The organism is Lyngbya sp. CCY1209, from assembly GCF_035615495.1.
Lineage (GTDB): Bacteria > Cyanobacteriota > Cyanobacteriia > Cyanobacteriales > Microcoleaceae > Limnospira.
The window spans coordinates 34,144-52,287 of the sequence record NZ_JAJENU010000690.1 but is presented as its reverse complement, the minus strand read 5'-3'; the positions used below and the strand labels follow the sequence as shown (position 1 = coordinate 52,287).

12 protein-coding genes are annotated in these 18,144 nt (G+C 52.4%); 3 read left to right on the top strand and 9 right to left on the bottom strand.

Annotation, left to right across the window (positions count from 1 at the left end; all coding sequences use genetic code 11):
• From LKE08_RS28770 to LKE08_RS28760, 3 genes are all read right to left on the bottom strand, one after another.
• The coding region (locus LKE08_RS28770; protein WP_324707735.1) for a tetratricopeptide repeat protein at positions 1-525 on the bottom strand (525 nt) is incomplete at its 3' end.
• A 408-nt stretch (positions 526-933) separates the two neighbouring features.
• Positions 934-1,185 carry a UPF0175 family protein gene (locus tag LKE08_RS28765; protein WP_324707734.1) on the bottom strand — a complete coding sequence of 84 codons (252 nt, stop codon included), beginning with the start codon at positions 1,183-1,185 and terminating at the stop codon, positions 934-936.
• 500 nt (positions 1,186-1,685) lie between these two features.
• Positions 1,686-7,508: an Ig-like domain-containing protein gene (locus LKE08_RS28760; protein WP_324707733.1), complete on the bottom strand. Its 5,823-nt coding sequence runs from the start codon at positions 7,506-7,508 to the stop codon at positions 1,686-1,688.
• Between the two features lie 132 nt (positions 7,509-7,640).
• Here LKE08_RS28760 and LKE08_RS28755 point away from each other — a divergent pair, with 132 nt between their 5' ends.
• Positions 7,641-8,042 carry a hypothetical protein gene (locus LKE08_RS28755; protein WP_324707732.1) on the top strand — a complete coding sequence of 134 codons (402 nt, stop codon included), beginning with the start codon at positions 7,641-7,643 and terminating at the stop codon, positions 8,040-8,042.
• 438 nt (positions 8,043-8,480) lie between these two features.
• Here the strand turns inward: LKE08_RS28755 and bchB are convergent, their stop codons facing one another.
• From bchB to LKE08_RS28730, 5 genes are all read right to left on the bottom strand, one after another.
• Positions 8,481-10,007, bottom strand: a complete 1,527-nt coding sequence (gene bchB, locus LKE08_RS28750; RefSeq protein WP_324707731.1) for a ferredoxin:protochlorophyllide reductase (ATP-dependent) subunit B — start codon at positions 10,005-10,007, stop codon at positions 8,481-8,483.
• A 313-nt stretch (positions 10,008-10,320) separates the two neighbouring features.
• The gene (locus tag LKE08_RS28745; RefSeq protein ID WP_324707730.1) at positions 10,321-11,334 is read right to left on the bottom strand and encodes a GGDEF domain-containing protein; all 1,014 of its coding nucleotides are present in this window, start codon (positions 11,332-11,334) and stop codon (positions 10,321-10,323) included.
• Positions 11,335-11,419: 85 nt separating this feature from the next.
• On the bottom strand, positions 11,420-11,707 hold the full coding sequence (locus LKE08_RS28740) for a hypothetical protein (protein WP_324707729.1): 288 nt from the start codon (positions 11,705-11,707) through the stop codon (positions 11,420-11,422).
• Between the two features lie 164 nt (positions 11,708-11,871).
• Positions 11,872-12,594 carry a ribonuclease PH gene (gene rph, locus LKE08_RS28735; RefSeq protein ID WP_324707728.1) on the bottom strand — a complete coding sequence of 241 codons (723 nt, stop codon included), beginning with the start codon at positions 12,592-12,594 and terminating at the stop codon, positions 11,872-11,874.
• A gap of 27 nt (positions 12,595-12,621) precedes the next feature.
• The gene (locus LKE08_RS28730; RefSeq protein ID WP_324707727.1) at positions 12,622-13,176 is read right to left on the bottom strand and encodes an adenylate kinase; all 555 of its coding nucleotides are present in this window, start codon (positions 13,174-13,176) and stop codon (positions 12,622-12,624) included.
• A gap of 214 nt (positions 13,177-13,390) precedes the next feature.
• Here LKE08_RS28730 and LKE08_RS28725 point away from each other — a divergent pair, with 214 nt between their 5' ends.
• Together LKE08_RS28725 and LKE08_RS28720 are read left to right on the top strand one after the other, a co-directional pair.
• Entirely contained in the window at positions 13,391-15,781 is a 2,391-nt protein-coding gene (locus LKE08_RS28725) for a zinc metalloprotease HtpX (RefSeq protein ID WP_324707726.1), read from the top strand.
• A gap of 747 nt (positions 15,782-16,528) precedes the next feature.
• The gene (locus tag LKE08_RS28720; RefSeq protein ID WP_324707725.1) at positions 16,529-16,996 is read left to right on the top strand and encodes an RNA-binding protein; all 468 of its coding nucleotides are present in this window, start codon (positions 16,529-16,531) and stop codon (positions 16,994-16,996) included.
• 193 nt (positions 16,997-17,189) lie between these two features.
• Here LKE08_RS28720 and crtB read toward each other — a convergent pair whose 3' ends face one another.
• The gene (gene crtB / locus LKE08_RS28715) at positions 17,190-18,116 is read right to left on the bottom strand and encodes a 15-cis-phytoene synthase CrtB (RefSeq protein ID WP_324707724.1); all 927 of its coding nucleotides are present in this window, start codon (positions 18,114-18,116) and stop codon (positions 17,190-17,192) included.
• Positions 18,117-18,144 lie beyond the last annotated feature (28 nt).

Below are 18,144 nucleotides of genomic sequence, written 5' to 3'. Positions count from 1 at the left end.
GGTGTAGACTAGCAAGGAGTCTCGGTAGCAGGCGATCGCATCTTCTATGTTCTGTGCCCGCTCTCCCCGGATGCGGTCAGAGTAGGCAGTCCCCAGATTATTTTGGATTGTTGCCCAAGAAGAGGCGTTAGTATCCCGCTTGAAAAAGTCCAGAGCAATACTGTAAATCGCGATAGAAATTTCTAGATTAACATCGCGCTGACCGAGGGGAAATTGCTGGACTAAATTAGCAAAATTCAAGAGATCGATAATTGTGCTATCTGTAGCAAAGGCTCGAATCGCTGCAATTAAGTTGATATTAAGTTGAGCCGTGCGAGTGGCGAGGAACGGATAAACGACGGATGGGTTAACATTACTCTCGGCTGTCAATTTTACCGCTTCCTGTAAAAATGCCAAATCTTCTGCTGTGGAGGCGTCCGAATTGGCGGTGTCGGGCGCAAGCCTTGCGCCCCTACGGTCATTTTCTGTGGGAGAATTGTTGAGAGATTGCGCTAATTTTCGCAGCCAGTTTCGCCAAAAACTCATGTTCCTATGCCTCCCCCTGCAACTGTTCCGCCACCAACCCGCACACCTGCACGAATCCCGCATCCCTACTGATTGAACACTCGCCCCCTAAATCCCCCAACTTTGGGGGACTTGAAGCTCCGGTTCCCCCCAGAATTGGGGGGCTAGGGGGGCGAAGTTGCTGGCGTTTTGCCCATTATAGCCGAGCGGCGCCGCCTGCCGCCGGATTTTCACGCCCTGTTAAGGATTCGGTGGGGAGGAAGAAACCGGGTTTCTAGGAGAGATGTGGGTGGGGGATGAGAGATGCTAGTAGAAACCCGGTTTCTAGGCATCTGGTGGGGAGGAAGAAACCTTCTAGGCGTCTGTTGGGGAGGAAGAAACCGGGTTTCTAGGGAGATTTTTGGGGAGAATGAGAGATGCTCACAACAATCATAACCAGCCGCGATCGCGCAGGTGTTCAACATCCTGTTCAAAATCTGCCACATCGTAGTGTACACAGATGCCACGCTCTGCCAGCAGCTTTTGAAAGTCCATAATATCCATCACCGCAATTGTGCTGGCACGGCTGAGAGAAACCCGCTCTTGCTCAAACAGAGCCACAGCAATTTCCCTAAGCCAGTCGTTCTGATTAAAGGTTTCGGTTTGGCTAAGGCTATCCGGTAGATTTAGAGTAATTTGCATCCGCTCACCCTCCCAAGCTTACATTAACTTTCTGGGTCAACTTCAGGATTAGCCAGAGTTTTCCCGGGTCGCGCTCCTGACTCAATTATAAACCAAATTCTCAGCCTGCTCTTTTTCGATCCGAAATAAGTAAACATTTTGGTTGTTCGTCCATAACCGGTGACTTGCTGGCGTTTTGCCCATTATAGCGGCGCGGCGCCGCCTGCCGCCGGATTTTCACGCTCGGTTAAGGATTCGGTGGGGAGGAAGAAACCGGGTTTCTAGGAGAGATGTGGGTGGGGGATGAGAGATGCTGGTAGAAACCCGGTTTCTAGGCATCTGGTGGGGGAGGAAGGAACCTTCTAGGCGTCTGTTGGGGAGGAAGAAACCGGGTTTCTAGGGAGATTTTTGGGGAGGATGAGAGATGCTGGTAGAAACCCGGTTTCTAGGTGTCTGGTGGGGGGAGAAAGCGGGTTTATAGGGGAGATTTTGGGGGAGGTGACGGCAGGGAATGCACCCTACTAAAATAACTGGGTGAAGGGATCGACGATCGCACCCATGAATCCCAACTCGGGTAAATTATTATCAGAAGAACCGAGCATCAAATCGGCGATTAACAACTTGTTGGCTTGGCTTCCCAGTTCGACGGAAGTGGCGACTCCTTCAAATTCAATTGTCGTGATGCGATCGCTCAAAACGTAGGCACCCGGCGTCAGTCCGGAATCGTTTGTCGGCGATAGCGTGCGGCTGGCGAGTTCGTTTCCGAAGGCATCTCGAATCACCACTTGATGGGAACGGAAGGGGGAGGCGTAGCGGAAGGAAATTTCGTCTACAAAGCCTTCCGGAACGTCGATATCGATGGAGTCGCCGCGATCGTAGGTGATGGCGTCGGATCGTCCGGGTTTTTCATCGATAAAATTGCCGCTGCCATTTAAGTTGAAATCCTCAATTCCCAGAGCATTATTGGAAAATTCGACACCCCGATCGCGCAATTGGGGATTGGTTGAAGTAATGGATCTTAAATTCTGAATATTCAAATTTAACGCTCCGCCATCGCTGGGATTGATCACCACATTGGCGACAGTTTGGGTTCCCAAAATGGCATTTGCTTGGGGATTTTCAAGGCTGATCTCGACGGTTTCGGCTGCTTCAATTTGGCGATCGTCAAAAATGGGAAGGGTGACGACTTTGCTATTTTCTCCTTCATTAAAAACGACATTTAGGGGGATCGGATCGTAGTCGGAATTGGGGGTGGCGGTGCCGCCACTCAGAACTAAACGGATGCCGACAACGCCGGCGGTATTGTTGCGGGTGATGGCGATCGCCGGATTTTCTTCGCTGACGATAAACGTGGGGGTAGAAAACTCGATGATGCTGGTGGTGTCGAGATTGGTAAAAGCCAGATCGGGTGCGTCGATCGCGTCATAATTTGGATCGGCACTGTCGGCGGGAGAAATTATCAGATTGAACGCAGAATCGCCGTCTATTTCAAAGTCGGAAATACCCGCAACGATGACGGATTGCGGAGTGGAAAAATTCTCCGGGGTAAAGATTAGGGTATTGGGAACAACGATCGCTTCCGTGGGATCGGAAGAGACGATCCCAACTCTGACATCCGCCGTCGGCGGGAGACTCAACGCCACATCCACCGCCGAACCGTCGTTTTCTGCCGTGACGGGGGGAATGGGGGGGGTGACGACGATGTTGCTGACTCCCACGGTGACGGTTGCGGATGCCGTGGCACCGTTGCTGTCGGTGAGGGTATAGGTGAAAGTGTCGAACCCGCCAAAACTTGGATTGGGGGTATAAATTAAGCCATTTTCGGATAAAGTGACGATGCCATTTTCGCCGTTTGTAAAGTTAGAAATTGCGATCGCATCCCCATCCGGATCGATCGCCTCTGTTAAAATATCGAGGCTGACGGGAGTATCGGCGCGGGTTGTGGTTTCTAAATTCGTGGCGATGGGGGGTTGGTTGAGGCAAATGGTGGTGGTTGCGACTTCGCCGGTGGTTTTGCTGTCGCTGGCGGTGACGGTAATGATGCGATCGCCAGGAGTGGGAATTTCGGCGGTATTATTATAAATAATTCCATCAATTGCCGTTTGATAGGCTTCCAAACTGGCGGTTCCTGTCAAGTTCAAACCGTTCGGGGTGGGAGTGGCAGTAATTTCCGGGGGAATGGTACTCAGAGAAAGTGTCTCAAATTCGCCGTCGATGGGAGTAAAATTAACCGTCACCGAGGCGAGGGTGGTATCGTCCAAATCGGTAATTTGGCTATTGTTCGCGATCGCGATCGCCTCTCCCCCCACATTGAAAACTGTGTTAAAATTGATACCATCAGCACTTTCATCTAAATCGATAATCGGCGGAAAATTGACAACATTAATCGTGATGGTTGCGGTATCAGTACCCCCCAGGCGATCTGAAATGGTATAAGTAAAACTATCTGTGCCGATAAATCCGGGATTAGAAGTGTAAAAAATTGTCACATCTTCTAGCTGTAAATTTAATTCACCATTCATCGGTTGGGTGGCACTTGTCACCACCAGAATATCGCCATCCGGATCGCGATCGTTGAGGAGAAACCGCATTTCAGTGGAGATGCCACTTGGGACTTCTATGAAGTCGTCGTTGGCGATGGGGGGACTGTTTATCACTTCGACGGTGACGGTGGCGGTGGCGGTATTTTCGTTGCCATCATCGACGGTATAAGTGAAGGTATCAGTCCCCAAAAAGTCATAGTTTGGGGTGTAAGTAACGGTATTATCATCGTTGATTTCAACGCTGCCATTCTCGCCTTGTACGACATTTGTAATGCTGAGAATATCGCCGTCCGGATCGTTGTCATTGGCAAGAACGTCAATCGTCACTGTCGCCAAGTCTTGTGGAGTTATTGTAAATGCCGGGTTGTGTCGGGTTTCGGCGGTGTCGTCGTTGGCGACGGGGGGACTATTTGTCACTTCGACGGTGACGGTGGCGGTGGCGGTATTTTCGTTGCCATCATCGACGGTATAAGAGAAGGTATCGGTTCCCAAAAATCCCCGGTTTGGGGTGTAAGTGACGGTATTATTCTCGTTGATTTCAACGCTGCCATTATCGCCGGAGGTGACATTGGTAATGCTGAGAATATCCCCGTCCGGATCGCTGTCGTTGGCGAGAACGTCGATATTAACTGCGGCGTTGTTTGAAGTTTCGGCGGTGTCGTCGGTGGCGGTAGGGGTTGCGTTTGTCACTTCGACAACGACGGTTCCCGTATCGGTTCCACCGTTGCCGTCATCGACGGTATAAGTGAAGGTATCCGAACCGTTAAATCCTGTATTTGGGGTGTAAATGAGAGAGTCATCGGTGAGAATTTTGGGGGTTCCGTTGTCGTCGCGGCTGACATCGCCATTTTCCCCGGAAGTGAAATCAACCAAAGAGAGAATATCCCCGTCTCCGTCGTAATCATTTCCGAGGACATTAACATTAACGGGACTGTTACTGGGGGTGGTTGCACTATTGTTAAAAGCGATGGGGTTGCTGTTGAGAATTGAGAGGTTTACCCTGGCGGTATCCGTTCCGCCGTTGGGATCGGAAATGGTGTAGGTGAAGCTGTCATTTCCCCGAAAACCGGCGTTTGGCGTGTAGACAACTCGGTTATTATCGGCGATCGCAACAGTCCCGAAATTTCCCGGTGTCGTGGCAATTACCGTCAAATTATCCCCGTCTGGATCGGAGTCATTCGCCAAAACGTCAACGGAGGCGGAAAGTCCCGCCAAGGTGAGGGTGGTGTCGTCTGTCGCGGTGGGGGGTGTATTCTCGACATTGACGGTAATTGTGGCTTCGTTGGAGCGTTTCCCGAGGTTGTCTCCGACGGTGTAAGCGATCGCGGAATTTCCCACAAATCCAGTATTGGGAATAAAGGTGACATCTCCCGTTTCATCAACGGTAAATTCTCCCTCTGCGGCGGTGAAGCTGGTTTGAATTCCCTCCGTCGCCGGATCAAGATCCACGGTGGCGGTGTCGATACTTCCGTCGCTGTCACTATCGTTTTCGGTGATATTAAATGTAATCGGAATGTTGGCGGGAGTTGTGGCGGTGTCGTCGGCGGCGGTGGGAGGTAAATTTGGTGTGATTGTAATCGTCGTTGTGGCAATTTCGCTGTCCGCCTGTCCGTCATTAACAATAACTTCGACAGTGCGATCGCTGGTGTCGGGATTTGTGGCAATGTTATTGTAAATTACCCCGGCGATCGCATTCTGATAATCGGCGATCGTGGCGGTTCCCGTCAACTCCAAAATATACCGTTCCAACTCGGTATCTTCAAAACCGTCAACCGCAATTCCGGCGGGGGGAGTCGGGAGAGATAACGTTTCGGAACCGAAATCAAAGACAGATAGGGTGAGGGTGGCGGATGCCAAATTGGGACTGTCTGGATCGGCGATTTGAGTATTGTTGGCGATCGCGATCGCGCCTTCCCCCTCGACAAAATTAGTATTAAAATTGATGCCGTCGGCGGTTCCATCCAGATCGAGATTCGGCGCAACATTGAGGGGGATTCCGGCCGAAAATTCCGAGGTGTTATTATCGGGATCTGTGGCGGTGGCGGTAATAAATTCAGTCCCCGTCAAAACCACCGGAAGAGTTTCGGAAAAATTGACATTTCCTGCTGCGTCCGTGGTGATGCTGGCTTGTCCCAAAAAAGTCTCGCCCTCGCCAAAACCGCTGGGATCTAATTCTTGATTTGAGAAGAATTGGACGGTAAAAGTGGTGTTCGGCGTACTGTTCAGCGTCCCCGCAATGGTGGTGTCGCCAGTTCCCAGAATGGCGGCGGTTAAAATGGGATAATTCTGTAAATTGTTGCCCCCCGTGTCTCCGTCTCCGCCGTCATTTGGTGTGACTCCATCATCGTCAATATCATCGTCATCTCCATCCAAATCGATTCCCAAATTTTCATTATCAAAAATGCGGTTATCGAGAATTGCATTTTCAGTGGCATCAATTTGAACGGCGACACCGGTATCGCCGTTAAATGCGATAATATTTCCAGCCTCGAAACCACCGATAAAATTATTATCACCCAAGACACTGATGCCATCATCTCCATTTCCCAAATTGATCGCACCGCTAATATCAGTCCCGATAAAGTTTCCCAGAATTTGATTTCCTGACGCTCCCAAAAGGAGATTAATTCCATCTTCTTCATTGCCGGAAATCAGATTTCGTGAGTCCGCGATCGCACCGCCGATGACATTATTATTGCCTGCAATATCGATGCCGACTCCGTTCCCCAAAATTGAATTTCCCGTTCCATCAGTGCCGATCAAATTTCCTTCAATTGTATTATTGTCGGACTGCACTCGAATGCCACTTCCGGAAAAGCGGTTGACAACCAAACCTTTAACCGTACTGCTGGCGGCACTGATTGTCAAACCGTCGGCATCATCGTCAATGAGAGAACCGTCAATTTCAATAATTGGAGTCCCGGCAAATCCGGGCTGACTCGTACCGTCAATAATAACAGAATCGGTGATTTCAGGAAGTTCTGAAAAGGGTTGAATCGTGTAAATTCCGGTGATCGGGTCGTAACCTGGATCGGTGATGGGAATATTAAAAATAATGCTATCTGTTCCGGGTGTCACATTGGCAATTTCGACCGCATCTCGAAGAGATCCCGTAATAATATCGTCGGTTGTCGTAACTGTAAAAGTTGCCAAAATTCCGCTATAATTTTGTTGAATAGAATCGACAAATGGGAAGTCACGCCGAACCCGTCCGATCGCGCGATCGAGATTCCAACTTCCCCCTTTTGTCGCACTTCCCACCCAACCGGAAGCCGCCGCAATATTTGCCCCCGTCAGTTCGTGGAGGCGGGACAGGAGATCGGCCCTCACCCCCGGCCCCTCTCCCAATTCTGGGCGAGGGGAGGCAATTACAGAAATGGGTTCCCCCCAGAATTGGGGGGTTAGGGGGGCCACCCCCCAAAATTGGGGGGTTAGGGGGGCCACCCCCCAAAATTGGGGGGTTAGGGGGGCAACATTACACGCATACAGCAGAATCTCCGCCACACGCCACCGCCGCAACTGGTGGCGATACCGTCCCACATTCTCCCCGCCGAGGCGAGTCGTCCCCAACTCCAATACACCGGGGGCACCGTGACAGATGATGTGGAGACGGGTGATGGAGGCATCCGCCTCCAAAACCGCCGTAATCTGGGCGATCGCATCCCCGTCCAGTATCAGAACCTTCGCCCCCGGGAGCACCCCCGCCTCCAGCATTTGGTAATCTTCGACTTGGGGGGCGATCGCGACGAGCATTCCTTCGCCGGGAAGGGTTTGTAGGGGTGGGGTGGTCGGCTGGATCATGGTCAATTGTCCGTTATTCGGGGCTTGTTGAGGTTTAAATTCAAAAACTGTTCACAATTATCAAACAGTTTTAATATACATTGGAGACGATCAAAATATGCCGATAAAATTGATAGAAACGGAGACACCCCCATGAATTGCAGTATTTTTCGATTCTTCTGTCTGTTGTCCGGTGTTGCGATCGCCGCAGTGATTTGGGGAGAATCCCCCACCAATGCCCAACCAACCCGCCGCCTGCGTCCCGGTTTCTTTGAAGAAGAACAGGATGTCGAAATGATTGGCGGCTTCAGCAACACATTTTTGATCGACGCCTTGGGAGGCGTCGCCGATCCCCTAACCACCAGTAAAGGAGTGGCGACAACGGTAGACTCTCTCAAAAACGTAGAAGTTCAACGAGGAGTCCTCGGCGATCGCAATTTTTCCCCGAGTTTTCTGCGCGGCAATTTCTCCGAAGATGGAGTAACACCCCGCCCCTCTTTACCCCCCAGCTTCGATCGCACCAACGTCATCATTCCCGGAAGAATTGGGCGTTGAAAATATGAAATTATAACTTTCCCAAGCCAGTGAATCCCCCCTTTTAAGTAATAAAAAACAAATTCAAAGCCCCCCATTTTAAGGAGTTAAAACCGAATTCAAAGCCCCCATTTTTAAGGGATTATAGCAGTACGCATTTAGGTTGGGACACGATTACTCCGAACGAGTCCACTTAAGTGGACTTTTGCTATCAGCCTTGAAATTCATTTCAAGGCGGGACTCAAATTAGCCGATCTGTCCTAACCGTGTTATCCCATTTTAAGGGATAAAAACCGAATTCAAAGTCCCCCTTGTTAAGGGGGATTTAGGGGGATCTCCTGCGTCCTTCCAAACTATAAAATACCCCGATCATTCATTTCTAATGCAAACCACAAAGACACAAAAAAATTCTCTCTGTGTCCTCTGTGCCTCTGTGGTTCTTCTTCCCCAAATCCCCAACTAAGCACCCACAGACTCTTTCGCCGCGTACATGACTTCCAGGGTAATTTCCTGCAAACCGCGATCGCGGGCAAATTTCTCCGTATTCCGCTTCACCTTACCCCGCACAAAACCGGGAACCTTGTTCAATTCTGCCTGGGCATCCTTCGCCCAACTCAAATCGGAATCAGCCGAAATTCCCTTCGTAATCACCTCTTTTGTATCGTGTCCGCCGAAGATTTCCAGCAGGTGATCTTCCATCCCCAACGTAAAGGAATTGTACACCAAATCGGCGATCTGGTTCGTCCCCTCGTAGCCCAAAAACGGCTTGTAACCGATGGGGAAATCCTGGATGTGGATGGGGGCCGCGATCACGCCGCAGGGGATACTCAACCGCTTTCCGACGTGGCGTTCCATCTGGGTTCCGAAGATTGCCGCCGGTTCAATGCGGGCGATCGCATCCCCGATCGCGCCATTATCATCACTGATCAAAACCTCGTCGCAATACTCGCCCACCTGTTCCTTGAACCAGTCCGCGTCATACTTGCAATAAGTCCCCGCCAAAACCACATGAATTCCCATTTCCCGCGCCAGAATTTTGGTCATGGCGGCGGCGTGGGTGTTGTCTCCAAATACCACCGCCTTTTTACCCGTCAAATTCTGACAGTCGATGGAACGGGAGAACCAAGCCGCCTGGGAAACGTGCAGGGTTTGATTGTCGATATAGTCTTCATAATCGACATCTGCCCCTTGGTTATTAATCACCGCTTGAATTTTGCGGATGCAGCGGGCCGTCTCCACCACCCCCATCGGCGTGATGTCGATATAAGGGGTTCCGAATTCAGCCTCCAAATACCGCGCCGCCATCAATCCCAATTCGCGATAGGGAACCAAGTTAAACCAAGCCCGGGGCAGGTTTTTCAAGTTGTGAACCGACGCCCCTTCGGGAATCACTTCGTTGACTTCGACGCCCAGATCGGCCATCAACCGCTTCAGTTCGGTGCAGTCATGTTGATTGTGGAAGCCGAGGGTTGACATCCCGATGATGTTGACGGAGGGTTTTTCGGTTTTATCCTCCGGGAGTTCGCCTTTTTTGCGGGCTTTTTGGATGTAGAATTTGACGATTTGTTCCAGGGTGCGATCGGCTGCCTGCAGTTCGTTGACGCGGTAGTGGTTCACATCCGCCAGCATCACGTCTCCTCGGGCGTCCAACTGGGCGCGGCTGACGAAATTTTCCAGATCTTCCTGGAGAATGCTAGAGGTGCAGGTGGGGGTAAGGACGATCAGATCGGGGTTTTCTTCCTTATCTTTGCGGACGATATTATCGACGACTTTTTCCTGGGAACCCCGGGCCAGCACGTTGCGATCGACGATGCTGGCGGTGACTGGCGTGTAGTCCCGTTCCCGTTCCAACATCGATCGCATGACATTGAAATAATCGTCGCCGAGGGGGGCGTGCATGATGGCGTGGACGTTCTTAAAAGAACTGGCAATGCGGAGAGTGCCGATGTGGGCCGGACCTGCATACATCCAGTAAGCCAATTTCATACAATTTTCTCCGGTATTGATAATCAGTGCGGGTAGCTTTTCGCTATTGTCTCAAACCTTAAACGCGATCGCAGCAGGGGAGTAAAAACACCTATTTTCTGCCGCAAGGTCTGACGTTTGTCGGTTCTGAGGATTCAGTGTGCCATTAAAGCAATACCAAAATTGTTTTATGCAATGATTCTTATATTTTTTGTGGAGATTTGTAAATTTTGGAGTCGGTATCTTGACAAGTGAAATTGAGTACAAAAACTTACGGGCTTGAGATTTCGGCGATCGCCGGCGAGAAGCCTGTGCGACGAAGTAAAAATCCCATTCAAATCTTCTCACCACAGAGGCTAACGATACGATTGCGACCCGATTCTTTAGCTCTATAAAGGGCGGCATCTGCGGTAGAAATCAACATTTTAAATGAGGTAGAATAGGTGGGAATTTGACTGCTAATTCCCAGGCTCAAAGTGATATAGGGGCAAACTTTAGATTTGACGTGGGGAAGTTGATGTTGTTCCACCGTCGCCCGAATTCTTTCGCCGATCGCCTCCGCAGTGTCCGGGGAGGTTTCCGGTAAAATGACGGCAAATTCTTCCCCGCCGTAGCGGGCGACGAGATCGGAAGATTGCCGGACGGCGCGATCGATGAGTTGGGCCACGGTTTTGAGGCAATCATCTCCGGCTTGGTGTCCGTAATAGTCATTATAAGCTTTAAAATAATCCACATCTGCGATAATAATTGACAGAGGAAACTGTAATCTAAAATGTCGCCTCCACTCAGCCTCAATAAACTCATCAAATTTGCGGCGGTTTGAGATTTGGGTCAGTTGGTCGATCCGCACCATTCGGTGCAGTTCCAAGTTAGCCTCTTTGAGGAGGTGTTCCGTATTTTCCAACAGTTGAATTGCCAGTTGGTGGACGAACAATTGGGCGACGAGGAGTTGTTGGGTGTCGAGGACTCGAAATTCGGAAGGGGAAAGGCGCACCACCAAGGGTTCGTACAGATGTTCCGGGGGGCGTTTCACGGCTTGGCGGGCCGCATCGGAAATGGTCGTCTGGGCGGGCAACACCAACGGCGACACCCCCAAAAATCGATATAAGGATTGAATGGGACGGGTTAAAAAGAGCTCCCGCCCGTAGGGGCGGCTGAGAAGTCGCCAAAATTGTCGCTGGGAAATCATCCCCAAAAACTCACCGCGATCGCAGAGAATAACTCCCGGAATATTCCCATCATTTTCAAAAATTTGGGCGAGTACCTTTCCCAATTGACTCAATTCTGCCCGGGTATCATAAAGCTTCAAATCCACGAGGGTGGATTCTACGGTAAGATGATCCATCATTAAAAATTCAGAGCAATAAATAATGACTCACGGTCGAACGCTTAGATGGATATGACTATGGATTGGACTTGAGAGCGCGATGAATTTAACGGATCAATTTGGGGCCAATCAACTGCACGCCCAAGGCGACGGACAATATAATTGCGATAATTGCCCCGGACGGAAGGGTAAACAGGGCGAACCAGTGCATCATTCCCATCGTGGTGAGCAACTGTCCCAACCCGGGTTTTCCCGGACAGTAAACGTCCATTCCACCGCCGGATTCGCAGCCGAACAGACCGGCCAGTGCCACCCCCAGAAATGCGATCGCCAGAGGAGCGATCGTATAAACCAGGGTAATTCCGATCAAAACGACATTGATCTTGACCCACATTGTTGACAATCTCCTGTAAAAATCCTCGTCACATCCCACCATCGCAGATGCAGACGAATCGATGAAAAAAACCGATCGCAACCCCTTTTTAAGGGGGCTTTCTTTTCAATCTTAAATGCGATCGCGACTTTTGCCCACACCCCGGCCGATCGCAGCCCCCCGGTTCAGGTATCCGCCAAAGCGCGGCGTTGCAATTCGCACAATTCTAGGATGCCCTTTTGGGCGCAGTCCAATATCTTGTTCAACTCGGCGCGGCTGAAACTCTCCGCCTCCGCCGTCCCCTGCAACTCGATCATCCCCAGATCGTCCCGCATCACCACATTAAAATCGAGGTCCGCCGCCACGTCTTCCTCGTAGTTGAGATCGAGCAACGCCTCCCCCTCCATGAGTCCCACCGAAATCGCCGCGATCTGGTGGCGGATGGGCGATCGCTCCAATTCCCCCCGTTTCACCATCTTGTCAAACGCATGAGCGAGGGCGACAAACCCGCCAGTAATTGAAGTTGTCCGGGTTCCCGCGTCCGCCTGGAGAACATCCGCGTCTACAATCGCAGTCATTTCTCCCATCGCCTCCAGATCCACCGCCGCCCGCAAACTCCGCCCGATCAGGCGTTGAATTTCCTGGGTCCGCCCCGACAATTTCATCAACTCCCGGGACTGCCGTTGGGGAGTCGCCCCCGGCAGCATCCGATATTCCGCCGTCAGCCACCCCCGTCCCGAGTCCTGCAAAAACCGCGGCACTCCGGGCTGTATCGTCACCGTACACAGCACTTGGGTGTTGCCACACTTGGTCAGAACCGAAGCGGCGGCAAACTTCGTATAATCGAGTTCAAACGCAACCGGACGCAATTGTTGGGGCTCTCTGCCATCGGGACGTTGCCAGGACATGATCTTTTATCACCTCAAGGTGGGCCGCTACTGCCGGACGAGGACATCGAGGATATCTTGAGAAACCTGTTCCGGCGGGTGATCGCCGTTAATATCGAGCAGATGCCCCCGAGGCTCGTAATATTCTAGTATGGGGACGGTGCGCTGGTGAAACACTTCGATGCGGCGCCGGATAATTTGTGGGGTGTCGTCGGCCCGCGATCGCTTCAAAGAACGGGTCATCAAGACATCATCCGAGACATTCAGATAAATCGCCCACCGCAGTTTTTGTCCCAAATCTTCCAACAGAAAATCCAACTCTTCCGCCTGAAAAGCCGTGCGGGGATAGCCGTCGAGGAGCCATCCGTTGCTGACATCCGGCTCCAGAAGGCGATCGCGAACAAATTGAATCAGAATTTCATCCGGAACCAGTTCCCCCTTTTCGACGTAGGGCTCGGCTTGGCGTCCCAACTCCGTCCCGGATGCGATCGCCCGTCGCAGGATCTGACCCATATCCACACAGGGGATCTCCAGGTAGCCGCACAGTATTTTCGCCTGGGTTCCCTTTCCGGCTCCGGGTCCCCCGAGAATCGCCAATTTCACGTCCGTCCGGCTCCTCTTTCCATCAACGGTGTCCCCTGATATTGTGCCATCGGGTTGTTGAATTTTAGATTTTAGATTCCCCCCGACTCCCGATCGATGGCAACCTGATACGGTTGTCCCAGATATTCCCCATCCCATCCCCACCCAATCCCCCATCGCAATATCTCCGACCGCCTGGGGTATCTTAGAAGGAAGGTTGAATGAGGGAACGCCCATGCCATCCACCCCCGATCGCGGTTCCGATTCTTCCCCCCTGGAACGGGGGTTGGCTGCCCTCAAACAGAAGCAATACCGGCAGGCGATCGCACTGTTGGAGCCCGTCGCCGCATCCCAACCCGATCACACCGCCCGGTTGAAAGCTAAAATGGCACTGGTCAAAGCCTACGATCGCGCCGGACAGAGCGATCGGGCGATCGCCCTGTGCGAAACCCTCACCCGCCACCCATCCGAAAAAGTCAGAACCCGGGCCACCCAAATCCTCGAACAACTCCGCCGCCGCCAACCCCCAGTCTCCACCGGCTTCGTCCCCTTCGATCCCACCCTCCAACCCCCCAAAGTCGAATCCACCGCCAACCGCCAACCCCCCCCACCCCCCCCGAAACCGACACCGACACCACCCAAAACAGACGAAAATCCGCCCGTCTACGTCCGACTCCAAAAACAGCAGGGACAGCCCACATTCGCCCCCCCGACGACGGAGGAAGAACCCGCCCCCGCCGAAACGGTGGAATCCGAACCCCAGCCCCCTGTCGCCGACGTTACCCCACCCCGACACGAGTGGAAACAGGCGGGACGGGCCGCGATCGGATGGCGACGTCTGGGCAAACTGAAATTGACCCGATTTCGGATCGAACAATTCCTCACCGTTTTCGTATTGCTGTGGCTGAGTCCCCGCCTGGTGGAATTTCTCTTGGAAACCACCAACCATATCTTGAGACAACTGCCCTTTGTCAAACCGATCCAGTTTTTTTATCGCGACCCGAGCCGGTGGGTTTATCTAACCTTGGGAATCTTATTTGTCGCCTCCCCCTGGCTGTTGGATGCATTGCTCAAATTCTGTTACGGCCAACAGGTTTTTCCCCGCACCCAACTGTTACAATCCTCCCAGGAAGCCAGCCGCATTTTGCAGACTTACTGCCGAAACCGAAACTGGAAATTTCCAGCCCTGCGGGTGTTGCCCACCGCCGCCCCCATCGCCATGACCTACGGATGCTGGCCCCGGTTCGTCCGCATTTGTGTCAGCCAGGGGTTACTCGACACCCTGACGGAAGACGAGCTCGCCGCCATCTACGCCCGCGAAATCGCTTCGGTGGGAAATTGGGATTTTTTGGCGATGTCTTTCGCGACGGTGTTGACTCAAATTCCCTATTTGATTTATTGTCAGTTCGCCGATTGGGGCGAAAACGATTTCGATCGCCTCCAAAGGGACTCACTCCCCCGCTGGGTTCCGGATTTCGCCCCGTCGCTTTTAAAACCCCCCGCTAAAATTTTCCGCTTTCTGGCGTTTCCCATCTCCGCCGCAGCCTACGGGATTTATCAAATTCTGCGATTTCCGGCCCTGTGGGTGTCTCGGCGCCGGGTGTACTATAACGATCGCCTCGCCTGCAATTTGACGGGCAATCCCAACGGCCTGACCCGGGCATTGTCTAAAATGGCGGTGGGAATGGCCGCAGCGATCGCGGCGGAGGGCAAAACCGATACCCTATTGGAGGGGTTCGATCTGTTGACTCCGGTGGGATACCGGCAGGCGATGACTTTGGGAAGTCTGGCGAGAGGGGGAGATTTTGAGTCCTTATTCATATGGGATCTGCAAAATCCCCACCGCAAATGGTTGGAGATCCCCAATTCCCACCCGGCTTTGGGCGATCGCTTATTGATCCTCTCCTACTACGCCCAATTCTGGAAATTGGATCAGGAGTTGAATCTGGAAAGTCCCGCCCCGTCGAAATCTCGGGGCGATCGCGAAAAATTGGCGATCCAGGGCGCCCCCTATTTCGGACTCCCCGCCGGAGTGGCCATCGGCTTGGCGGTTTGGCTGATGGGGGCGATCTTCGGGCTGATCGGATTCTGGCAGTTGGAATGGCTGTTCGGGGATCGGTGGATTTTGTACGGTTGCATTCCCATCGGCTGCAGTTTGGGGATCTTTTTGCGGAATAACGCCTTTTTTCCCGAAATCAAACCGGCGAAAACGGCGATCGATCCGGACCTGCGGGAGTTATTTTGCGATCCCCGAACCCTCCCCATCGACTCCAAACCGATTTGTGTACAGGGCGAGTTGATCGGACGGGGGGGAATCGACAATATTATGGGTCAGGATCTGATCTTGAAAACCGCCGGCGGTTTGGTCCGCCTCCACTACGTCCCCCCATTTACCCCCCTCGCTAACTTCTGGTTGAAATCTCCCCACCCCAAGGATCTGATCGGGCGTCCGGTGAAAGTGACGGGGTGGTGGCGGCGGGGGGCGACCCCCTGGATCGACGTGGAACGGTTGCAAAGCGTCGAGAAACGGCTGGAACTCTACGGCGGACATCCCCTGTGGTCGGTGATTCTGGCGATCGCGATCGCCCTGTGGGGGGCGAGTTTGATTTCCCGGGGGGGGTTTTGATGCCGGATGCGATCGTAATGTTTCCCGGCGAGGGTTTACATTTTGTCCCGACGGTGTTACATTTGTTTACATTGAAAAATAGAATTTAACAAGATTGCTGACTTCATGGCGGAAAGCACGATCGCTTGCGGGGTAACGGCCGAGACTCCTGTCATCCACAGGGAAGACGGAAATTTGTTTCGGTCAACTGCTAGGAATGTGCGCTAGGTTGTGGTATCTTAGAGGATGGTCTGTTCTTACCGTTCTTTTTGGGATGACTAGATAGCGCCGCAGTTCGGTTGTCACCGTTCTCTCACTTGAATAGTTACGAGACAAATTAATCGTTCTGCAAAATTTTTTGTTTTGTTGCCCCAACCGTACTAAACTTGAAGAAGCATTTCATTGTTCCGAAGTTGAAGTCCTTTGACACTTCTTTTGACGATCTTGGCTATAGAAGCATTCAAATTGGAACTCGGCAAGAGTGATGTCAAAATCTATAGCAGTCAGTTTTGAAGCATGACTCAAACTTTACGCGACAATTTCCCAGATCAATCTTTTCCATGTTTGCGACTCCGATTCAAAGCCAACTTGAGACGTTATTTTTGGGTCGAAGACGATGGTAATTTGCAAACAGCCCAAGCGGAAACGAGTCGCAGGCAATTGGCGTTGTCAAGTCAGCCTGAGTTTAATTGTGCTTTTTTTAAGATGACCTGATTTAACAGGATTTTTCAACCCAAATATTACAGTTACTTACTGGAGGTATCATCAATGTCTGTTCGCCTTTATGTCGGAAATTTGCCAAAAGAACTCGATCGCAAAGATTTGCAAGCCGTGTTTGCAGAGGAAGGCGAATCCATCTCGGCGAAAGTGATCACGGATCGCAAAACGGGCAAGTGCCGGGGCTTCGGCTTCGTCACCGTCCAAAGTGACGATCAAGCCGATCAAATCGTCGAGAAATACAATGGTGTCATGTTCGGGGAAAACGCCCTGAAAATCGAGCGGGCACAACCCCGCAAGAAAAGTAAAGGGGAATCCGAGGAGGAAAATCGCTCCGTCGCCCCCGTCGGAAAGAGCAGTTCCAGCGGTGGCGGCAAGAACCGGAAAAAATCCAACCGCAGCGCGGGCAGTTCTTCCTCCCCCTCCGGCGATTCGGGTTCCATCCAACCCGATCCCCGCTGGGCCAGCGACTTAGAAAAACTCAAGCAAATGCTCTCCGCCCAAACGAGCAATTCTTAATCCCCCGCCCAATTTTTTCTCCATTTAACCAAACAGACCCGGCACTTTTAAAATCGGTGCCGGGTCTGTCTATTTTGAGGGAGTCGGTCCTAGGGAGTCGGGAATAGGGAATAGGGAATTTCCGAACCGGGGGGAATCTCAAATCTCAAATCTCAAATCCCCACACCCCACCGAACCCACCCCACACCCCAACTTAAAGGACTTTCGCCCGCAGCAGGGCGACGGGGAGACAGGCCATCTTCTTCCAGGTGGGGACGTAAGCCCGCTTGGTGAAGACATCGTATTGGTTGCGCTCGATTTCGTCGAGAATTTGGCTGTAGAGCATCAGAGCCGTCCACACCGGCCAGCGGATGTCCGGGTTCAGGGAAGCGATCCCCCGCTCCGCCCGGGCGTAAAATTTGCGCGATCGCTGAATTTGGAAGCGCATCAACTCCCGCCAGCGGTCGTCCACCACGCCGTTGAGCAAATCCGCCTCCGTGTAATCGAACAACGCCAGGTCATCCAAGGGCAGGTAAATCCGTCCCCGGCGGGCATCTTCCCCCACATCCCGCAAAATATTGGTGAGTTGGTTGGCGATTCCCAGGGCGATCGCTTCCTCTTTGGGACAGTACGGGGGGCGATCGCGGTTCCAGGGGCTCGGGTCAGGCTCGGCCGTCCCCATCACCGCCATCGACATCAAACCCACCGTCCCCGCCACCCGGTAGCAGTACAGCTTCAATTCCTCGAAAGTCCTGTAGCGGCTCCGGTACAGGTCCATCCGCTGGCCAGCGATCATGTCCCGGAACGGCTGGATGTCGAGGGGAAATCTGCTCAGGGTATCCACCAGGGCCACATCCACCTCGTCGATGGGGTTTCCGGCGAAAATCGATTCCAGGTGTTCTTCCCAGCGATCGAGGGTCTCGTCCGTCGTCGAAGCCGCCATCGGGCCGTCCACCAGTTCGTCCGTGCGACGGCACCAGACGTAAATCGCCCAAATCGCCCGACGCTTCGCCTCGGGCATGATCTGAGTTCCCAAGTAAAACGTCTTGGCGTACTCGGCGGTAATTTGACGACAGAGTTCGTAGGAATCTGACCGGGTTGCCTGAGTTCTCATGCGGGGGGATTTAGAGAGTTGCAGCATTCGTTTTTTTTTCAGCCCTCAGCTATCA